General features: G+C 69.7%; 13 protein-coding genes and 1 pseudogene. 6 read left to right on the plus strand and 8 right to left on the minus strand.

The window, feature by feature from the left end; all coding sequences use genetic code 11:
* The first annotated feature begins 6 nt into the window (after positions 1–6).
* On the plus strand, positions 7–855 hold the full coding sequence (locus tag HUT18_RS15785) for a helix-turn-helix transcriptional regulator (RefSeq protein ID WP_176101288.1): 849 nt from the start codon (positions 7–9) through the stop codon (positions 853–855).
* A gap of 476 nt (positions 856–1,331) precedes the next feature.
* Here the strand turns inward: HUT18_RS15785 and HUT18_RS15790 are convergent, their stop codons facing one another.
* On the minus strand, positions 1,332–3,545 hold the full coding sequence (locus HUT18_RS15790; protein WP_176101289.1) for an MMPL family transporter: 2,214 nt from the start codon (positions 3,543–3,545) through the stop codon (positions 1,332–1,334).
* A 152-nt stretch (positions 3,546–3,697) separates the two neighbouring features.
* Between HUT18_RS15790 and HUT18_RS15795 the strand changes: the two genes are divergently transcribed.
* Positions 3,698–4,477 carry a TetR/AcrR family transcriptional regulator gene (locus HUT18_RS15795; RefSeq protein WP_176101290.1) on the plus strand — a complete coding sequence of 260 codons (780 nt, stop codon included), beginning with the start codon at positions 3,698–3,700 and terminating at the stop codon, positions 4,475–4,477.
* Positions 4,478–4,507: 30 nt separating this feature from the next.
* Here HUT18_RS15795 and HUT18_RS15800 read toward each other — a convergent pair whose 3' ends face one another.
* The 3 genes from HUT18_RS15800 to HUT18_RS15810 all read right to left on the minus strand — a co-directional run bounded on the left by HUT18_RS15800 (position 4,508) and on the right by HUT18_RS15810 (position 8,167).
* A complete protein-coding gene (locus HUT18_RS15800) occupies positions 4,508–5,404 on the minus strand; it encodes a dienelactone hydrolase family protein (protein ID WP_176101291.1) in 897 nt (298 codons plus the stop codon).
* Positions 5,405–5,625: 221 nt separating this feature from the next.
* Positions 5,626–6,690 (minus strand): Lrp/AsnC family transcriptional regulator, encoded by a 1,065-nt coding sequence (locus HUT18_RS15805; protein WP_176101292.1) that lies wholly within the window; start codon positions 6,688–6,690, stop codon positions 5,626–5,628.
* A 508-nt stretch (positions 6,691–7,198) separates the two neighbouring features.
* Complete coding sequence (locus HUT18_RS15810) at positions 7,199–8,167, minus strand: trypsin-like serine protease (RefSeq protein WP_176101293.1); 969 nt, start codon at positions 8,165–8,167, stop codon at positions 7,199–7,201.
* 707 nt (positions 8,168–8,874) lie between these two features.
* On the opposite strand from HUT18_RS15810, the pseudogene HUT18_RS15815 reads away from it, so the two are divergent.
* Together HUT18_RS15815 and HUT18_RS15820 are read left to right on the plus strand one after the other, a co-directional pair.
* Positions 8,875–9,408 (plus strand): annotated as a pseudogene (locus tag HUT18_RS15815) (RNA polymerase sigma factor); the annotation flags it as partial.
* Between the two features lie 182 nt (positions 9,409–9,590).
* On the plus strand, positions 9,591–9,866 hold the full coding sequence (locus HUT18_RS15820) for a hypothetical protein (RefSeq protein WP_254879019.1): 276 nt from the start codon (positions 9,591–9,593) through the stop codon (positions 9,864–9,866).
* A gap of 117 nt (positions 9,867–9,983) precedes the next feature.
* Here HUT18_RS15820 and HUT18_RS15825 read toward each other — a convergent pair whose 3' ends face one another.
* The 3 genes from HUT18_RS15825 to HUT18_RS15835 form a co-directional block, all read right to left on the minus strand.
* Positions 9,984–11,519: an MFS transporter gene (locus tag HUT18_RS15825; protein ID WP_176101295.1), complete on the minus strand. Its 1,536-nt coding sequence runs from the start codon at positions 11,517–11,519 to the stop codon at positions 9,984–9,986.
* Between the two features lie 272 nt (positions 11,520–11,791).
* Complete coding sequence (locus HUT18_RS15830; RefSeq protein WP_176101296.1) at positions 11,792–12,394, minus strand: TetR/AcrR family transcriptional regulator; 603 nt, start codon at positions 12,392–12,394, stop codon at positions 11,792–11,794.
* Positions 12,395–12,554: 160 nt separating this feature from the next.
* Positions 12,555–13,025: a hypothetical protein gene (locus HUT18_RS15835; RefSeq protein ID WP_176101297.1), complete on the minus strand. Its 471-nt coding sequence runs from the start codon at positions 13,023–13,025 to the stop codon at positions 12,555–12,557.
* Positions 13,026–13,377: 352 nt separating this feature from the next.
* Here HUT18_RS15835 and HUT18_RS15840 point away from each other — a divergent pair, with 352 nt between their 5' ends.
* Positions 13,378–14,226 carry a helix-turn-helix transcriptional regulator gene (locus HUT18_RS15840; RefSeq protein ID WP_176104568.1) on the plus strand — a complete coding sequence of 283 codons (849 nt, stop codon included), beginning with the start codon at positions 13,378–13,380 and terminating at the stop codon, positions 14,224–14,226.
* On the plus strand, positions 14,186–14,539 hold the full coding sequence (locus HUT18_RS15845) for a DUF397 domain-containing protein (protein WP_176101298.1): 354 nt from the start codon (positions 14,186–14,188) through the stop codon (positions 14,537–14,539). The genes HUT18_RS15840 and HUT18_RS15845 overlap by 41 nt, the downstream gene beginning before the upstream one ends.
* An 8-nt stretch (positions 14,540–14,547) precedes the next feature.
* Here the strand turns inward: HUT18_RS15845 and HUT18_RS15850 are convergent, their stop codons facing one another.
* Positions 14,548–15,540: a BtrH N-terminal domain-containing protein gene (locus HUT18_RS15850; RefSeq protein WP_176101299.1), complete on the minus strand. Its 993-nt coding sequence runs from the start codon at positions 15,538–15,540 to the stop codon at positions 14,548–14,550.
* Positions 15,541–15,608: the final 68 nt, after the last annotated feature.

Below are 15,608 nucleotides of genomic sequence, written 5' to 3' on the forward strand. Positions count from 1 at the left end.
GTACCGGTGAGCACGGACCATCAACGAGCACGGGAGGCGCTCGGAGCGCGGCTCCGGGAGCTTCGGCTCTCCGCTCCGGGCGGGCGGCTCACCGGTACTCGGCTCGCCGAACACTCCGGCTGGGGCAAGTCGAAGGTCAGCAAGCTGGAGAACGGCAAGCAGACTCCAACGCCGGACGACCTGCTGCGATGGGTACAAGCCGTGGGTCAACCCGATGCGTACGACGAACTGCTCGGCCGCCTACGGGGGTTCGAGTCCCATGTCCGCTCCTGGCGACGACAGCTGGCCGCCGGGCACACGCCTGTCCAGCAGAAGATCGCGGCCGAGTACGCGCAGTCCGCAGTCGTCCACGGATTCGAGAGCGCCACTATCCCGGGCATTCTGCAAACCGCCGACTACGCGAGGTCGGTGTTCTCACGCTACGCCGAGCTTCATCGCTCGAAGCGCGACACCGAAGAGGCCGTGCGTGCTCGGCTCCGTCGTCAGGAGCTGCTGTACGACGGCCGCAAGAGGTTCCTCATTCTCGTCGGCGAGACCGCCCTCCGGTCCCTGATCTGCCCGCCTTCGGCGCTGGCAGGCCAACTCGACCGCCTGGCAGGGCTCATTGGGCTCGACACAGTGCGCTTGGGCATCATCCCGGTTGGCGCGTCGATGAAGATCCCGCCCACAGGGGGCTTCTGGATCCATGACGAACGCCTCGTGGTGATCGAGACCTGGCATGCGGAACTGTGGGTCGACGACGCGGACTCCATCGCCCTCTACCTGCGCACGTGGCACGCGCTCCAGGAATCCGCCGTCTTCGGGGCGGACGCTCAGGCCTTGATCGGGCGAGCGCGTCGGGCGCTTGGCGGGTGACGCTTCGGGCTTGAGCAGTGCTTGATGCCATTCGCGCGGGGGCGCGCCGCGCGGACGAGGGGCGACAGAAGCAGCGCATGAAATGTCGGAAACTCGGGAAGTCAAGGGAAGCCTCCGGTCAGCCGCATAACCTCGCAGGTCGCGGAGGGTGGTCCCCGCGCGTGCGGGGTTGGTCCCTCCGCCTGCCTGCGCGGGTCGAAGGCGATGTGGTGGTCCCCGCGCGTGCGGGGTTGGTCCCCAGGTCCTGGCCCACCTATTGGCAGACGGCTCGTGGTCCCCGCGCATGCAGGGTTGGTCCAGTCTCGATGGACTCCTCGGGATGCACGGAGTCGTGGTCCCCGCACATGCGGGGCTCCACACCCCCCCACCCCCAACTCCCCCAGCAGTACGACCCCCCACCCCCCACCCACCGCAAAGCCGTACCACCACCACCCACCACCCCCGTCAATTCACCCGGCGAACCGCCCCCCTCCCCCTCACACCCGACTCACCCTCCGCCCCTCAGCGCCAACCTCCTCCCCCACCGACTCACTGACCCCCACCCGCTCATGCAGCCTCCGCAGCACCCCGGGCGCGTACCAGGCCCCCCGCCCCAACACCCGCATAGCCGCCGGAACCAGAATCGCCCGTACCGCCACCGCATCGATCACGATGGCCAGCCCCGTCCCGAGGCCGAACATCTGGAGGAAGGTCACCTCGCTCGTTCCGAAGGCGAAGAAGCTGACGGCGAGGAGGCCGGCGGCCATGGTGACCATGCGGCCGGTGCGGGTCAGGCCCGCCGTGACCGTCGTCCTTGCGTCCTCGCCCGCGTCGTGGAGTTCCTTCATGCGGCTCGTCACGAAGACCTCGTAGTCCATGGAGAGGCCGAAGGCGACGCAGAAGAGGAGGACCGTCATGGAGGTGTCCAGGGGCATGGGGGTGAAGCCGAGCCAGGAGGACAGGTGGCCGTCCTGGAAGATCCAGACCATGGCGCCTACCGAGGCGGTCAGGCTGACGGCGTTCAGCAGGAGTGCCCGCAGTGGCTGGATGACGCTGCCGGTGAAGAGGTAGAGCAGGACGAAGGTCGTGATGGTGATCAGGCCGAGGGCCAGGGGCAGGCGGTCGGCGATCGAGTCCTTGCTGTCGACCAGGCGGGCGTCGTCGCCGCCGACCAGGGGCTCGGTGCCCTGTGGTGCGGGGACGGCGCGGATGTCCTTGATCAGGTTCTGGGCGGCGTCCGACATGGGTTCGGTCGAGGTCAGGACGACCAGGCGGTCGGCGCCGGGGCGGGACAGGGCGGCGTTCTGCGGGCCGGGCGGCGTGGCGGTGCCGCGCTGGTAGGTGCCGGGTGAGGCGTCGACCCGTTCGACTCCGGGCAGGCGGGACAACTCCGTTGCGTACGAGGTGAGTTCGGCGCGGCCCGCGGAGTGGTCGGTGACGATCTGGACGGAGCCGGTGTCGTCGCCGGGGAAGTCCTGCTGTACGGCTTCGGCGACCTTGCGGCTGGAGGCGGACTCGGGGAGTACGCGTTCGTCGGGGGTGCCGAAGCTTGCGCCGAGGAGGGGGCTGGCCACGAAGAGGAGTACCGCGAGGACGGGCAGCGCGGTGAGTGCGGGCCTGCGCATGACGGCTCCGGCGATACGGCCCCAGAGCGGCCCGTCGGCGCCGCGCACGGTGTGGGCCCAGGGCAGTTTGCCCTTGTTGACGCGGTGGCCGAGCAGGGCGAGCAGCGGCGGGACCACGAAGAGGGCGGCCAGTACGGCGACGACGACCACGCCGATTCCCGCATACGCGAAGGAGCGCAGGAAGTACATCGGGAAGACGAGCAGTGCGGAGAGCGCGGCCGCGACGGTCGCCGCCGAGAAGACGATGGTGCGGCCCGCGGTGCGGACGGTGTGGACGACAGCGTCGGGTACCTCGTCCCCGGCGGCGAGTTGTTCGCGGAAGCGGCTGACCAGGAGCAGGGCGTAGTCGATGCCGAGGCCGAGTCCCAGTGCGGTGGTGAGGTTGATCGAGAAGACGGAGACGTCGGTGAGGGAGCCGAGTACGGAGAGTTCGGCGAAGGTGCCGAGGACCGCGATCAGGCCGACCGCGAGCGGCAGTAGTGCCGCGACGACGCTGCCGAAGGCGAGCACGAGGAGGAGCAGGGTGAGCGGGACCGCGATGAGTTCGGCGAGGGCGAGGTCCTTGCCGACCTGGTCGGTGATGTCGTTGCCCGCGGCGGCCTGACCGCCGGCCAGTACCTCCACGCCGTCCTCGTCGCCCGCGTATGTGTCGGCCAACTCCTTTGCGCGGTCGCCGCGTTGCTCGTCGTCGCCCTTGATGTGCGCGGCGATCAGCGCCGAGTCGGCGTCGCGGGAGGCGAGGCCGGGGCTCTTGGCGTCCCAGTAGGAGACGACGTCGGTCACGGTCGGGTCGTGGCGCAGGCCGTCGGCGATGGCCTGGCCGCGTTCGGCCACGGCCGGTGACGTCAGGGACACCCCGGATTCCTGCGGCGAGACCAGGAAGACGAGGTCGCGCTCGCCGCCGAAGCGGTCCTCGATCAGGCGCTCGGCCCGGGTCGAGGGGGAGTCGGGGTCGTCGAAACCTCCGCCGAGCAGCTTGCCGAAGGCGCCGGTTCCGACCACCGCCATGACGGCCACCAGGGCCGCGGCGAGGGCCAGGACCAGTCGCGCCCGGCGAACGGTCAGCGCGGCGATTGCGGTGAGCATGGGCCGTTCCTCTTTCGTTTTCTGCCGCGGCGGAGCACCGGTGAGGGGTCACCGGTGGCCATGCCGCACTACCTATGTTTACGGCGTTAACTCTTCTTCTCGCCATCGTGGCAGGAGAAGTTAACGACGTCAACATGAGGCAGGATGGAGGCATGGCCACTACCAAGGGATCGGGTTCGGGATCTGGACGGGGATCTGCATCGGGATCGGCGTCGGATGCCGGGGCGGGCGCTGCCAAGACCCGCTACCACCACGGCGACCTGCGCAACGCGCTCATCGCCGCCGCCGTGACCCTCGCCTCCGAGGGCGGGCCCGAGCAGGTCGTACTGCGGGAGGCCGCGCGCCGCGTCGGTGTCTCCCCGACCGCCGCGTACCGGCACTTCGCGGGTCAGCAGGAACTGCTGCACGAGGTGAAGGTGCGCGGGCAGCTCAGTCTGGCCGAGTCCATGCGGCGCGCCATCGCCGCGGCGCCCGCACCCGCCGACCCGGGCGAGGCCGCCGAGCAGCGCCTCATCGCGGTCGGACGCGGTTACGTGGACTTCGCCCTCGCCCAGCCCGGCCTGTACCGCGCCGCCTTCTGCAGCCCCCGGCTCACCGGCGACGAAAGCGGCTGGACCGGCGTCGACCGGGCAGGGCCGGAACCGGAGTACCGGGCCTTCGCCATGCTCAGCGAGACACTCGACGCCCTGGTCCGCACCGGCCGGATGCCCGCGGCCAACCGGCCCGGCGCCGAGATCACCGCCTGGTCACTCACCCACGGTCTGTCCATGCTGATCCTGGACGGCCCGATGTCCGCACTCGGCCCCGCCGAACGGGACGCCGTGATCGACCGCAGCATCGCGACGATCGCTGCCGGGCTCACGACGGATCGGGCGGTCGGCGGAGCCGGAGGCGGGGACGGAGGCGGGGACGGAGGCGGGGACGGAACCTAAGGGCCGGGCCTCGTCCCCCGCGCCGCCTCCCTACTTGCCGCTCTCCCCATCCCCGCCTTCGCCATCGCCCCCGCCATCACCCTCACCCTCGCCCTCGCCCTCGCCCTCGCCCTCCAGCAGCCGGGACCGGAACAAATCCAGCACCTGGTCCAGCGCGGCGCGAGTCGGCTGGCCCGGCTCGTCGATGAGGTGTTCGGTCAGTACCGCGTGCGGCGGGAGTACGGCGTCGGGGTTGGCCGTGCTGTCGTCGAGTTCGACGGCGATGAAGGCCTCGCCGAGTTCGCGGCGCAGGAAGTCGAAGCGGTTGCCGGGTGCGAGGCGGTCGCCGCGGAAGCGGAGTCCGAGGACGTTCAGGCCGCCGTTCGCGCAGCGGTCCTTGACCACGGCGAGTTCGGCCGGGGAGATGTCGATGGCGCGGGAGCGGCTGCCGAGCCCGGGCACCGGCAGCGAGGGCTGGGAGAGCACGGGCGCGAGCAGACGTTCGTCGGTGGCCATGGCCAGCGCGAAGCCGCCGGTCAGGCACATGCCCACGGCGCCGACGCCGGGGCCGCCGCACCGCTCGTGCTCGTCCGCCGCGAGCGCCCGCAGCCAGGTCACCACCGGGGAGCTGCGCCCGGTCGCGAACAGCGTGAACTCCCGGCTCACACACACCCGCAGCACCGTGGAGGCGGTGTAGAGCCCGGACTTGAGCGCGCCGTGCGCGGACGGGTGCGGGTCGTAACCCGGCTTTCCGAACAGCACCGGCAGTACGGCGGTGCAGCCGATGTCCGCCACCCGCTCGGCGAACTCGAGGACCTTCGGCGTGATGCCGGGGATCTCGGCGATCACGATCACGGCAGGACCGCTCCCGCGCCGCAGAACCTCGTGCGTACGGCCCCCGTGGGAGAACCCGCTCCGCTCAAAGCCCGCAAGGTCGTGATCGGCCATGGTCCTTCCCCCTCCGCTCGGCTACGGCGCCCACGCCCCTGGACGTCGACGCAGCAGTGTTCCGAAGTCCGGCGGTACGTGGGGCAGTTGGGCGGCGTCTGCGAGAAGAACCACAAGGGGTTGACTCCCGGTCAACCGGCTCGGGCCGCTGTTCGGTATCCGGGCCGCTCACCCGTTGGCGTCCGCCACCCGACCATCGCCCGGCTCCCTACCGCCGCCCTTCACACCCCCGGCTCCGCCCAGATGTCCAGCGGTACGGAGCCGACGCTTCTGCCGTACGGGTCGAGGTGGTGGGCGTGGAGTTTTTCGTGGCGCAGGACGACCGCGCGTTCGGTGAGTTCCAAGGCCGGGTGCGCCAGGGCGAGTTGGGATTCAAAGCGGGGTACGTCGCGCAGTGAGTGCAGGCTCGCCTCCACGACCAGGTTGCACCGGCCGCTGACCGCCGCGCAGGTACGGATCTCCTTGCGCTTGACCAACGCCTGCCCCACGTCGTCCAGTTCGGCGGCCGGGACCTTGGCCCACAGCGTCACGGCGACGGCGTATCCGGCGAGCGGGCGCGCGAAGTCGCAGCGGAAGGTGAGCAGTCGGCGCCGGATGAGCTGGTCCATGCGGCGCTTTACGGTCGAGGCGCTGGTGTTCGTCTCACGGGCGAGCATCTGGTACGAGGCGCGCCCGTCCCGCAGCAGGGGGACGAGCAGCGACCTGTCGGCCTCCGCGATGGCGGCCGGGCCGGGGTCGGCCTGCTCCAACTCCGGGACACTGCCGAGGAGTTGGGCACGCTGGGACGGATCGAGGGAGGACAGGCGCCACTGGCCGCCCTGCGCGTACAGGCGGGTGACGATCCTGGCGCGGACGTCCCTCACTCGCGGCAGCGCGGGCAGGCGGTCAAGGGCGTAGCGGGACATCGCGGGGAGGTCGGCGGTCGCCACCGTGGCCAGGATGTCGGGGCCGTCCGCGCAGCGTTCGAGGGTGACCATGTGCGGGTGCCCGGCGAGCGTACGGGCGACCTCGGCGGCCCGGCCCGGTGCGCAGTCGATGGTCACGAAGCCCAGACAGATCTGTTCGAGGAGCCGCCGCCCCGCCGCGGGCTGCACCCACGCCTCGCCCCGCTCACGCAGCCGCGCCCATCGCCTGGCCACGGTGACCGGGTCGGCGCCGAGCACTTCGCCCAGGACGTTCCAGGGTGCCCGGGGCCGTAGTTGCAGGGCGTGGATGAGTGCGAGGTCGTCCTCGCTCAGCAGCCGGGCCTCGTCCCGCACACCGCCCCCGTGTCCCGTATCCGGCATCGCTCGGCATCTGTTCGACATCTGTTTGGCCATCCGTACCCGCTCCGGAGTATCCGGGCCGCTCCGCACCGTAGTCGAAGCAGCGGCCGATTCCCTTCCAGCTGGCCGGAATTGGGCGCCGGGGTGGCGCATGCCTGATCACGGGAGCCTGGCTGGAAGTGGAGCCGGGGGCGGGACGAAGAGTGCGCCGACGGTTCCCGAAACAGGGAATGCGGGGCTCGAAGGTGTTCGGACATCAGGAGCAGCAAGCAGAAACGAGCAAGTACAGGAAAGGAAACAGGACCGGGAACGGGAACAGGAACGGGAACGGCCCCGCACGCCAAGTAATTGCGTGCGGGGCCGAATTGAGGATCGAGGATCGAGGATCGATGCGCCCGAAGGTCAGCCGGATTTCAAGGTCACACCAGGCTTGAGCGCGTCAGTGCCGCTCGATGGGACCGATGCCGCTCGACCGGATCTACTGGAAGATCGACTGGATCGACCCGATCGGCAATAACCAGCTGGACGATCAGTGCGACAGGCCGCCGAGGATCTTCTTCATCTTCTTCCCGGACGGCGTCTCGTAGAGGGTGTCGAAGAGCTTCTTCGAGCTGGTGGAGGTGTAGACGCCCGGGGCGCCCTGGCCGCCGCAGCCGTCGCCGTAGGAGACGACGCCGATCTGGTAGCGGATGCCGCGGCCCGCGGTGCGGAACAGCGGGCCGCCGCTGTCGCCCTGGCAGGAGTCCTTGCCCTCGATACCGGCGCAGACGTTCACCTTGCGGTTGTACTCGGGGTAGCTCAGCTTGCACTCGTCGTGCGACACGATCGGCACGTTGACCTGACGCATCCGGTCGGGGAACTGCTCCATGTCGACGTCGGTGTTGCCCCAGCCCGTGACGGTGGCCTTGGCGCCGGGACGTATCAGGGCGTCGGTGCCCGGGGTGGGCAGCTTGATGGGGGCGATGCCCTTGACCGGCTTCTCGAGGACGACGAGGGCGAAGTCGTACGCGGAGTCCTTCACGTAGCGCGGGTGGATCAGGATGCCGCCCGGGTCGCCCTTGCCCTGCTTGGGCATGACGTTGCGGATCTGGCCCTGGTCGCTGTCCGACAGGACGGTGCGGCCCACCGCGATCTGCATCTTCTTCGAGTCGACGGGCTTGCCGTTCTCGCCGATGACGCAGTGCGCGGCGGTCAGGATCGTCTGCCGGTCGATCAGGCTGCCGCCGCAGAACTGGCGGTCCTTGAGGCTTCCCTGGCCCCTGGAGGCGAGCGCGGCCATGAAGGGGTACGTGTCGTTGGCGACGTCGCCACCACCGATGATCGGCTTGCCGACGCTCTGCGCGGGGCTGCCCGGCGCGGCGGGCTTCGGCTCGCCGGCGACCGCGCCCGCGGGGGCGGCGGTCGCGATCAGGGCGAAGGCGGCACCGGCGGCGGCCGTGGCGGCGGCACCACGGGCGAACACGCGGCCGGAACCGGATCGGGCGGAGAAGAGTCTCATGGGGGGTGCTTCCTTTTGGGAAAGAGGGTCTGCGCGCGGTGGCTTTATTCCTTCCTGACAAGGAAGGGAATTGGGCACAACGGCGAAGTGGACGCGCGAAGGCGGATCGCGCCGTCTGCGCGTCACGCTAGTCAGCGGTTTTACCGCCGGTCAATCGCGCTTTCCCATCAACTGCGTTACAGCGCCGTTCAGTTGAATCCGGCATGTAATCGTCCCGCATCTGTCTGACGAGAAAAATCGGCCGCGGGTTCAGTCATCGGTCGATTTTTTTCTCACTCTTTCTCACTTCTCCGTCCCAGAGGTAAGCCGGATGCAGGCGGTGGGCTGGGTGACCGTCGTTGAGCGGCTGTCCTTCAGCAGCTGTCGTTGAGCGGCTGTCGTTGGGCGACTGTCCTTGGGCGACTGTCCTTGGGCGGCCGGCGGTCGGCCCGACTCGTAGGCGACCAGCTCCGGTTGGAGCGGGGTGAATCCTTTTCGGGCCTCCGCGCCTCTTGTCTGCGTACCGGCCGAACGGGCCGACCGAACCAGGAGGAAACACGGATGATGGTCACCAGCCTCGTAGTGATCGGAGCCCTGCTCGTGTGCGTGTGCGCGTGGCACCTGACGCGGCGCTACCGGAGCCGGAGCCGGGGCTGACCGGCGCCCGCCCGTCGGCCCGCCTGCCCGTGCACGGAGCGCCTGTTGAGGAATCTGAGGATGAGGAGCGAATGAACCCACGCTTCCCCTGGCCGGACGAGCAGTTGATCAAGGCCGCTCAGGACGGCGACACCGCCTCACTCACCACCGTCGTCCTCGCGTCACAGCCTCATGTACGCAGGTTCGCCAGGTCGTTGTGCGCCTCGCCGCAGGACGCGGAGGACGCGGCGCAGGAGGCACTGATCATCCTCTACCGGAAGATCGGCACCCTGCGGGCCACCGGCGCGCTTGCCTCATGGATGTTCCGGATCGTGCGCAACGAATGCCTGCGGCAGGTACGACTCCTCGTCTCGCGGCGCGACGACGCGGCAGCCGAACCGGAGGCGGCCGTGGAACCGTCCGCCGAGGACGCGGTGCTGCACCGGCTGGAGGTGGAGCGGATCACTGCCGCGCTCTGTGCTCTTCCCCCTGACCAGCGACAGGTCCTGATCATGCGGGACGTACAGGGCCTGCCCGGCAAGACCGTGGCCCGTGCGCTCGGTTTGAGCAGCGCCGCGATGAAGTCGCGGCTGCACAGAGCACGTGCGGCACTGCGCCACTCGCTGACAGCGACCGATCAAACCGTCGATCAACCCGTCCATCAACCTGTTGATCAACCTGTCGACCAAGTCGTCCGTCAACCCGTCCGTCAACCCGTCCGTCAACCCGTCGAGAAGCCCGTCGAGCAGCCCCTCGGAGGAGACTCGTGACCGTGAACACCGCGCAGGGGGCGAAGGCACAGGCCCAAGTGCAGCCCGTGCCGTCGCCCGGGGCGAGATTCGCCAGCAAGTCGGTCCCGCGCCATCTGGCGCGCGGGGCCATCGGCTTCGGGCTGATCGCGGGCTCGATCGCCCTGGTGCCCGTCGTCGGTCTCGCCGCCCTGCTGGCGGTCCCGTTGGCCCTGATCGCCTTCCGCGGCTGCCCCACCTGCTGGCTGGTCGGCCTGGCGGAGACAGTTTCCCGTGGCCGTCTGGAGCGCCGGTGCGCGGACGACGTCTGCACCCTCACCAAGACGCACCCGTGAGTCGTTCCCTGGCCCGTCCCTCAGCCGTCCCAACAGCCGTGTCTCAGCCGTCCCTCAGCGGTTCTCGTCCGTCCCCTCCGTCCTCAGTGGTTCTCGTCCGTCCCCTCGGTTCAGTCCTCAGTGGTTCTCGTCCGTCGGCCGTACGTCGCGGGGGACCCAGTACCAGGACATCACGGCCGCGGCGAGGGAGAGGAGGGCGCCGAGGCCGAAGGCCGGGGTCATGCCGAGGGTGAAGGCGTGCGCGGCCTCGTCCAGCAGGGTCGATCCTGCCGCGCCGCCGAGTTGGTCGGCGGCGTGGGCGGCCTCGCCGATGGAGTCGTGCGTCGACTCCGGTGCGCCGGACGGGAGATGGTGCCGGTAGAGGGCGGCGGCGAGGGAGCCGAGCGAGGCCACGCCCAAGGCGGCGCCAAGTTCGTAGCAGGTCTCGTCGATCGCGGCGGCGCCGCCGACGTCCTCTACAGGTGTCACGGCCATCAAGGTCACCGAGGCGGCGGTGGTCGCGACCCCGGCGCCGAAGCCGAGCAGCGCCAGGCAGAACGCCATCGTCGGGTAGCCGAGGTCGTGGTCGACGCTCTGCACCGCCCACGGCAGCGCGAGTCCGGCCGCGGTCACCACCAGGCCGCCGCCCATGACATGGCGTACGGCGACGGTGTGCAGCAGGCGCGGGGTGACCACCGAACTTACGATCAGCGCGAGCGGGGCGGGCAGCAGGCGCAGGCCCGCCTGGAGCGGTGAGTGGTCCTGCGCGTACTGGAACCACTGCGTGAGCAGGAACAGCACGGCGCCGAGTCCGGTCATGGCGAGCAGGATCGACAGCGCGGAGACGGTGAACGCGCGCCGCGTGAACAGCCGTACCTCCAACAGGGGCCGCTCGATGCGCAGTTGGCGCCGTACGAACACGGTCAGGAAGACGGCGGCGACGGCGAGCAGTACCCAGGGCAGCGGGTCGGCGGGGCCGAGCTTGCCCATTTCCTTGATGCCGCCCGCGAGCGCCAGCATGCCGGTGATCGACTGGCCCACGCCCGGCCAGTCCCAGCGGCCGGTGCGCGGCGAGCGGGACTCCGGCAGCAGCCAGCCGCCGAGCACGATGGCCGCGGCCGCCACCGGCACGTTGAGCAGGAACGCCGCCTGCCAGCCGAAGTCCTCCACCAGGAGGCCGCCGACCAGCGGCCCGAGGGCCATGCCGCCACCGATGACGGCGGTCCACACCGCGTAGGCGAAGGCACGTTCCTTCGGGTCGGTGAAGACCGCCCGCAGGATCGACAGCGTGGCGGGCATGATCGCGGCGCCGCCGACACCGAGCAGCCCACGGGCGACGATGACCTGCCAGGGCGCCTGGGCGAACACCGCACCCAGCGAGGCGAGCGCGAACACCGCGAACCCGGCCAGGAGCAGCCGCTTGCGCCCCCAGCGGTCGCCCAACGCGCCCGCCGTGACGAGCAGTCCGGCGATCGCGAGCGAGTACGCGTCGATGATCCAGAGCTGTTCGACGGAGTTCGGCCGCAGATCCTCCACCAGGGTCGGGAAGGCGATGTTGAGGATCGTGGTGTCCATCCCGATCAGCAACAGACTGCCCGAGAGGATCGCCAGGATCACCCAACGTCGCGTGTGGACGGGGTCCTTGACGGGGGCGGTGTCCGGGGCGGTGGGCATGGGGGTCCTTGCGGGTGGAGGGGGTTGGGAGGCGCGGGGGCCGGGGGGTCGCGGGGCGGAAGGGCCGGTACGGGGGTGTGGCGGGGTGTGGCGGGGTGTGGCGGGTCGCGGACGGCGGGAGAGGGCCCGAACGGAGTCGGGGCGGAGGGTCGTTCCCCGCGCGGTTCGCGTGGCCTTACGGAGGTCCTACGAGGCCGTACGAGACTCTGCGAGGCCCTGCGAGGCCCTGCGAGCACCCAACTCCCCGTATCAGCAAGGGAATTCGGGCGGACTCAGACGGGGAACCGCCCGGCGTCCGCGCCCTCCCCCGTGCCGTTTCCGGAGCGGTACGTGAGCGCTATCAGGCGCCGTACCTCGCGGTGGCCGAAGCGGCCGTCGTCGACTCCGTAGGACGCGGCTTCGAGGAGTCCCCACAGGCTGTACCAGAGCCAGGAGGGCGGGACGTCGGAGCGCAGCCGTCCGAGGTGCTGGCCGTGCGCGAGGAAGCGGAAGGCCCGTTCGTCCTGGGCCTCGGTGGCGGCGCGCAGGTCCGGGTCCCCGAGGACTCCGGGGTCGTGGGCCGCGAAACCGTAGAGGTGGATGGCGGGGGCGAGGCCGTCGATCAGGGTGTCCAGGGCGGCGTCGAAGGCGGCGGCGTCGAAGCGGCCCTCGGCGAGGTCGGCCGCGCCCGGCTCGGCGGCGGCCAGGAGCGCGTCGACGGCCTCGATGGCACGTACGCCGATGGCCCGCATCAGCTCCTCGCGGCTCGCGTACCGGCGATGCAGCGTGGCGCGGCTGATCCCGGCGCCCTTGGCGATCTGCGCGAGGGCAGCACTGCGGTTGCCGGCCAGGACGCGCGCGGCGGCGTCCAGGAGTGCGTCGTCGGACTTGGGCATGTGCATCACCTCTCTCGCAGATGAGACAGAAATGTATCAGGAGAGAGGTTGATGTGTCACGGGCGGGAAGGGGTCACGAGCGGGAAGGGGGAGGGACCGCGCGGCGGGGCGCCGAGCCCCCACAGCTCGACGCCCCGCCCCGTTCACTTGCTCCGGCGCCTCAGTAGGCGATCCAGCCCTTGCTCTGGTACACGTCCCGGAACTGGACGTAGAAGCCCGAACCGTCCGCCACACCGGTGGCGGCCTCCACCCACCGCCCCGCCGGGGCGTACTTCCACTTGTTGCACTTCTTGGTGGCCTTGAAGCAGACGCGGACGTCGGTGCCCGCGCTGACGTTCACGTTGATGTCGGCGCAGTTGGCCGTGGTGTAGGCCCACCGGTTCTGCCCCGGCCAGAAGGAGGGCCGGTCGCCGTTGCGCGGCGTCGCGGTGTACCACTTCTTGTTGCCGTTGCCGAGACAGTCGGCCTTGAGCTTCGTGTTCACGTCCGACTTGGCGGCCGTAACCGCGGTGGACGTCGCGGACGTCGAGGTTTCCCCGCCACCGGACGACGCGGCCACCGCGGTCGCCGCCCCACCGCCGAGCAGCACACCGGCGAGCGCCAGCGGCACAACACGCCTACGGATTGCCATGGTTGATCCCCCTCTGTCGTGCGCTCCGGGTGAGCGAATCCGCCACCTTGGAGCGGTACGTTCACGAATTTCTTCTTTGCTGTGACTCATGCCGGTATGTGAACCGGTCGAGTCGTCAGCAGAGACAGCCCCGGGACACCTGAGGTTGCGGCTGCGCGGCGACTTCATACGTGGGGTTGAGACGGTTCAATCCCAGAGGGCAGAAGGGCACCAGGGGGCGCACGCCCCCCGGCGTGCGGATGCAACTGGCCCTGGGGTCACATCCGTTGTCGTGATTCTCCAGCCAAAGCTCACCCCGCTGGCTACGTTGAGCTACTGACGGAAGCGATCAGTGACGGCCACTGGAGACGCCATGCCCCACATCCGGACACTCGACCCCGACGCCTCGCCCCTCGACCACTTCGGCGCCGAACTCCGCTACCACCGCGAACGCGCGGGGCTCAACCAACACCAACTCGGCGCAAAACTCTTCTGCACAGGCTCACTTGTGGGCCAGATCGAAACCGCCCACAAGGTTCCTACGCGCGACTTCGCCAACCGCGTCGACACGGTTCTGGAGACGGGAGGCTCGCTCGGGCGCCTGGTCGGGCTCGTTCTGCGGAGCCAACTCCCGTCCTGGTTCCAGAAGTACGCGGGGATGGAGGCCAAAGCGACGTACATCTGCTCGTATCAGTCGCAGGTGATCTACGGACTGCTCCAGACCAAGGCGTACGCGCGTGCTGTGCTGGGTTCTTTCAACCCGGACGGTATTGACGAGAAGGTCGCTGCTCGAATGGACCGCCAGCGCGTGCTGGACCGGGAGAATCCGCCCGTGGTGTGGGTCGTCATGAGCGAGTCGGTACTTCTGCAACCGACGGGCGGCCGCGAGGTCATGTGGAACCAACTCGCCCATCTCCTGAGCTTCAGGGACCGGAAGGACGTGAACATCCAGGTACTGCCGCTCTCTATCGGCCAACACCCCGGCCAAATGGGCTCGTTCAACCTTCTGCGCTTCGCAGACGACCCGGACATCGTCTACACCGAGGACTTCGTCCAGGGGCATGCGACCGCCAATCCCGACGCAGTCAGGGACGGTTACCTCCGCTACGCTCAGCTTCAGGCCTCAGCCCTCTCCGTGGAGGACTCGGCAGCCCTGATCAGCCGCCTGATGGAGGAGCTTTATGGAGACCGTGCCCAACCTCACGAACGCGACGTGGCGTAAGTCGAGTTACAGCGGCCCCAATGGGGGCGAATGCATCGAGTGCGCACCGCTCGGCAACGCGACCTGGCGTAAGTCGAGTTACAGCGGCGACACGGGCGGCGACTGCGTCGAGTGCGCCCCCCTCGGCAACGCCACCTGGCAGAAGTCCTCGTACAGCGGTGACACAGGCGGCCAGTGCATCGAGGTAGCCCCCCAGCCCTGCCGCATAGCCATCCGCGACTCCAAGACCCCCGAAGGCCCCGCCTTCCTGGTAACCCCGACCGCCTTCGCGGCCTTCACGACGGCGGCGGCGCAGGGGACGTTCGGGGCGTAGCCCCATCCTCAGACCAGCCTGAGCGCCTCCATCCCCTCCCGTTCGACGCGCGACAGCTCACGGAGGAGCGAGCCCGCCTCCGTGAGGTGCTGGACATCGCCGGATTCGCCTGCTGTCGCGATGAGTTGGGCCACCCTCGTCCAGAGGGTGGCCGCCTCGACGTAGTGACGATGGCCGGTGCGTAGCGGGTCGCTGTCGATCAACTGGGCGCACTCGGCGAGGAAGTCCCGGTAGAGGTTGCGGAACAGGGCGCCGCCGGTACCGGCTCGCTCCATGAGCAGGGCGGTCCGTGGCAGGTCCTCGCCTGGATTTCCGCTGCGTTGGAGCCACTTGGGGACCAGCTTGGCCGCCTTCTCGATGCCCCGGTAGCCCAGGTTCGCGATGGGCGGGTTCAGGAAGGTGTCGGCGCACGCCCTGATCGCGGGGACGATCCGGTCCTGCGGGGGCGGCGAAGTGTCCGGCACCGTGAGCGTGAAGGAGCGGTGCCTGGCCGTCATGGGGCCGCGTTCGGCCCGTGCCCTGGCCAGGGCGGCGAGGCTGGAGGCCACGGCTCCGCCCTGCTGGTCGGTGTCCACGAGGTAGGCGTTCTGTTCGTCGTAGCCGTACATGGCGACGACGTGTCCGCCGAAGTGGACCTTGGTGGCGAAGTAGTCCAGGTGGTAGCTGTCGAGCTGGAGGCCGACGGGCCGTCCGGCGTCCAGGTGGCCCGTCACGTTCCGCCAGGCCTTGCGCGCGGAGGTGGTCTCCTCGACCAGGAGGTGAAGGCCGAGTGTGGCGGCCAGGTTCCTGGTGAGCTCGAACGGCTTCACCCGGCCGCCCAGGAACGGGAACCCCATGCTCTTGCTGTCCCAGTAGACGAAGGACAGTCCGGAGCCGAGCCCGAACAGCATCGGCTCGGACAGGTCGAGCCCCTCGTGCCGCAGCAGCACGCCCAGCGCCGACGTCTCGCAGTGCCGCATACCGCCGACCTCGCGGATATCGATGTCCTTCACCATGGTCATGCCGCTCATCCTCCTCCCTCCGCCCCCCGGTACTCCTCCACCCGACCTAAGTCGAAGGGACTGCCCGG

The organism is Streptomyces sp. NA04227 (genome assembly GCF_013364195.1).
In the GTDB taxonomy this organism is placed as follows: Bacteria; Actinomycetota; Actinomycetes; order Streptomycetales; family Streptomycetaceae; genus Streptomyces.

Coding starts and splice junctions, on each gene's coding strand:
- HUT18_RS15790 (WP_176101289.1), bottom strand. CDS start 3,545: ATGCTCACCGCAATCGCCGCGCTGACCGTTCGCCGGGCGCGACTGGTC.
- HUT18_RS15795 (WP_176101290.1), top strand. CDS start 3,698: ATGGCCACTACCAAGGGATCGGGTTCGGGATCTGGACGGGGATCTGCA.
- HUT18_RS15800 (WP_176101291.1), bottom strand. CDS start 5,404: ATGGCCGATCACGACCTTGCGGGCTTTGAGCGGAGCGGGTTCTCCCAC.
- HUT18_RS15805 (WP_176101292.1), bottom strand. CDS start 6,690: ATGCCGGATACGGGACACGGGGGCGGTGTGCGGGACGAGGCCCGGCTG.
- HUT18_RS15810 (WP_176101293.1), bottom strand. CDS start 8,167: ATGAGACTCTTCTCCGCCCGATCCGGTTCCGGCCGCGTGTTCGCCCGT.
- HUT18_RS15825 (WP_176101295.1), bottom strand. CDS start 11,519: ATGCCCACCGCCCCGGACACCGCCCCCGTCAAGGACCCCGTCCACACG.
- HUT18_RS15830 (WP_176101296.1), bottom strand. CDS start 12,394: ATGCCCAAGTCCGACGACGCACTCCTGGACGCCGCCGCGCGCGTCCTG.
- HUT18_RS15835 (WP_176101297.1), bottom strand. CDS start 13,025: ATGGCAATCCGTAGGCGTGTTGTGCCGCTGGCGCTCGCCGGTGTGCTG.
- HUT18_RS15840 (WP_176104568.1), top strand. CDS start 13,378: ATGCCCCACATCCGGACACTCGACCCCGACGCCTCGCCCCTCGACCAC.
- HUT18_RS15845 (WP_176101298.1), top strand. CDS start 14,186: ATGGAGACCGTGCCCAACCTCACGAACGCGACGTGGCGTAAGTCGAGT.
- HUT18_RS15850 (WP_176101299.1), bottom strand. CDS start 15,540: ATGACCATGGTGAAGGACATCGATATCCGCGAGGTCGGCGGTATGCGG.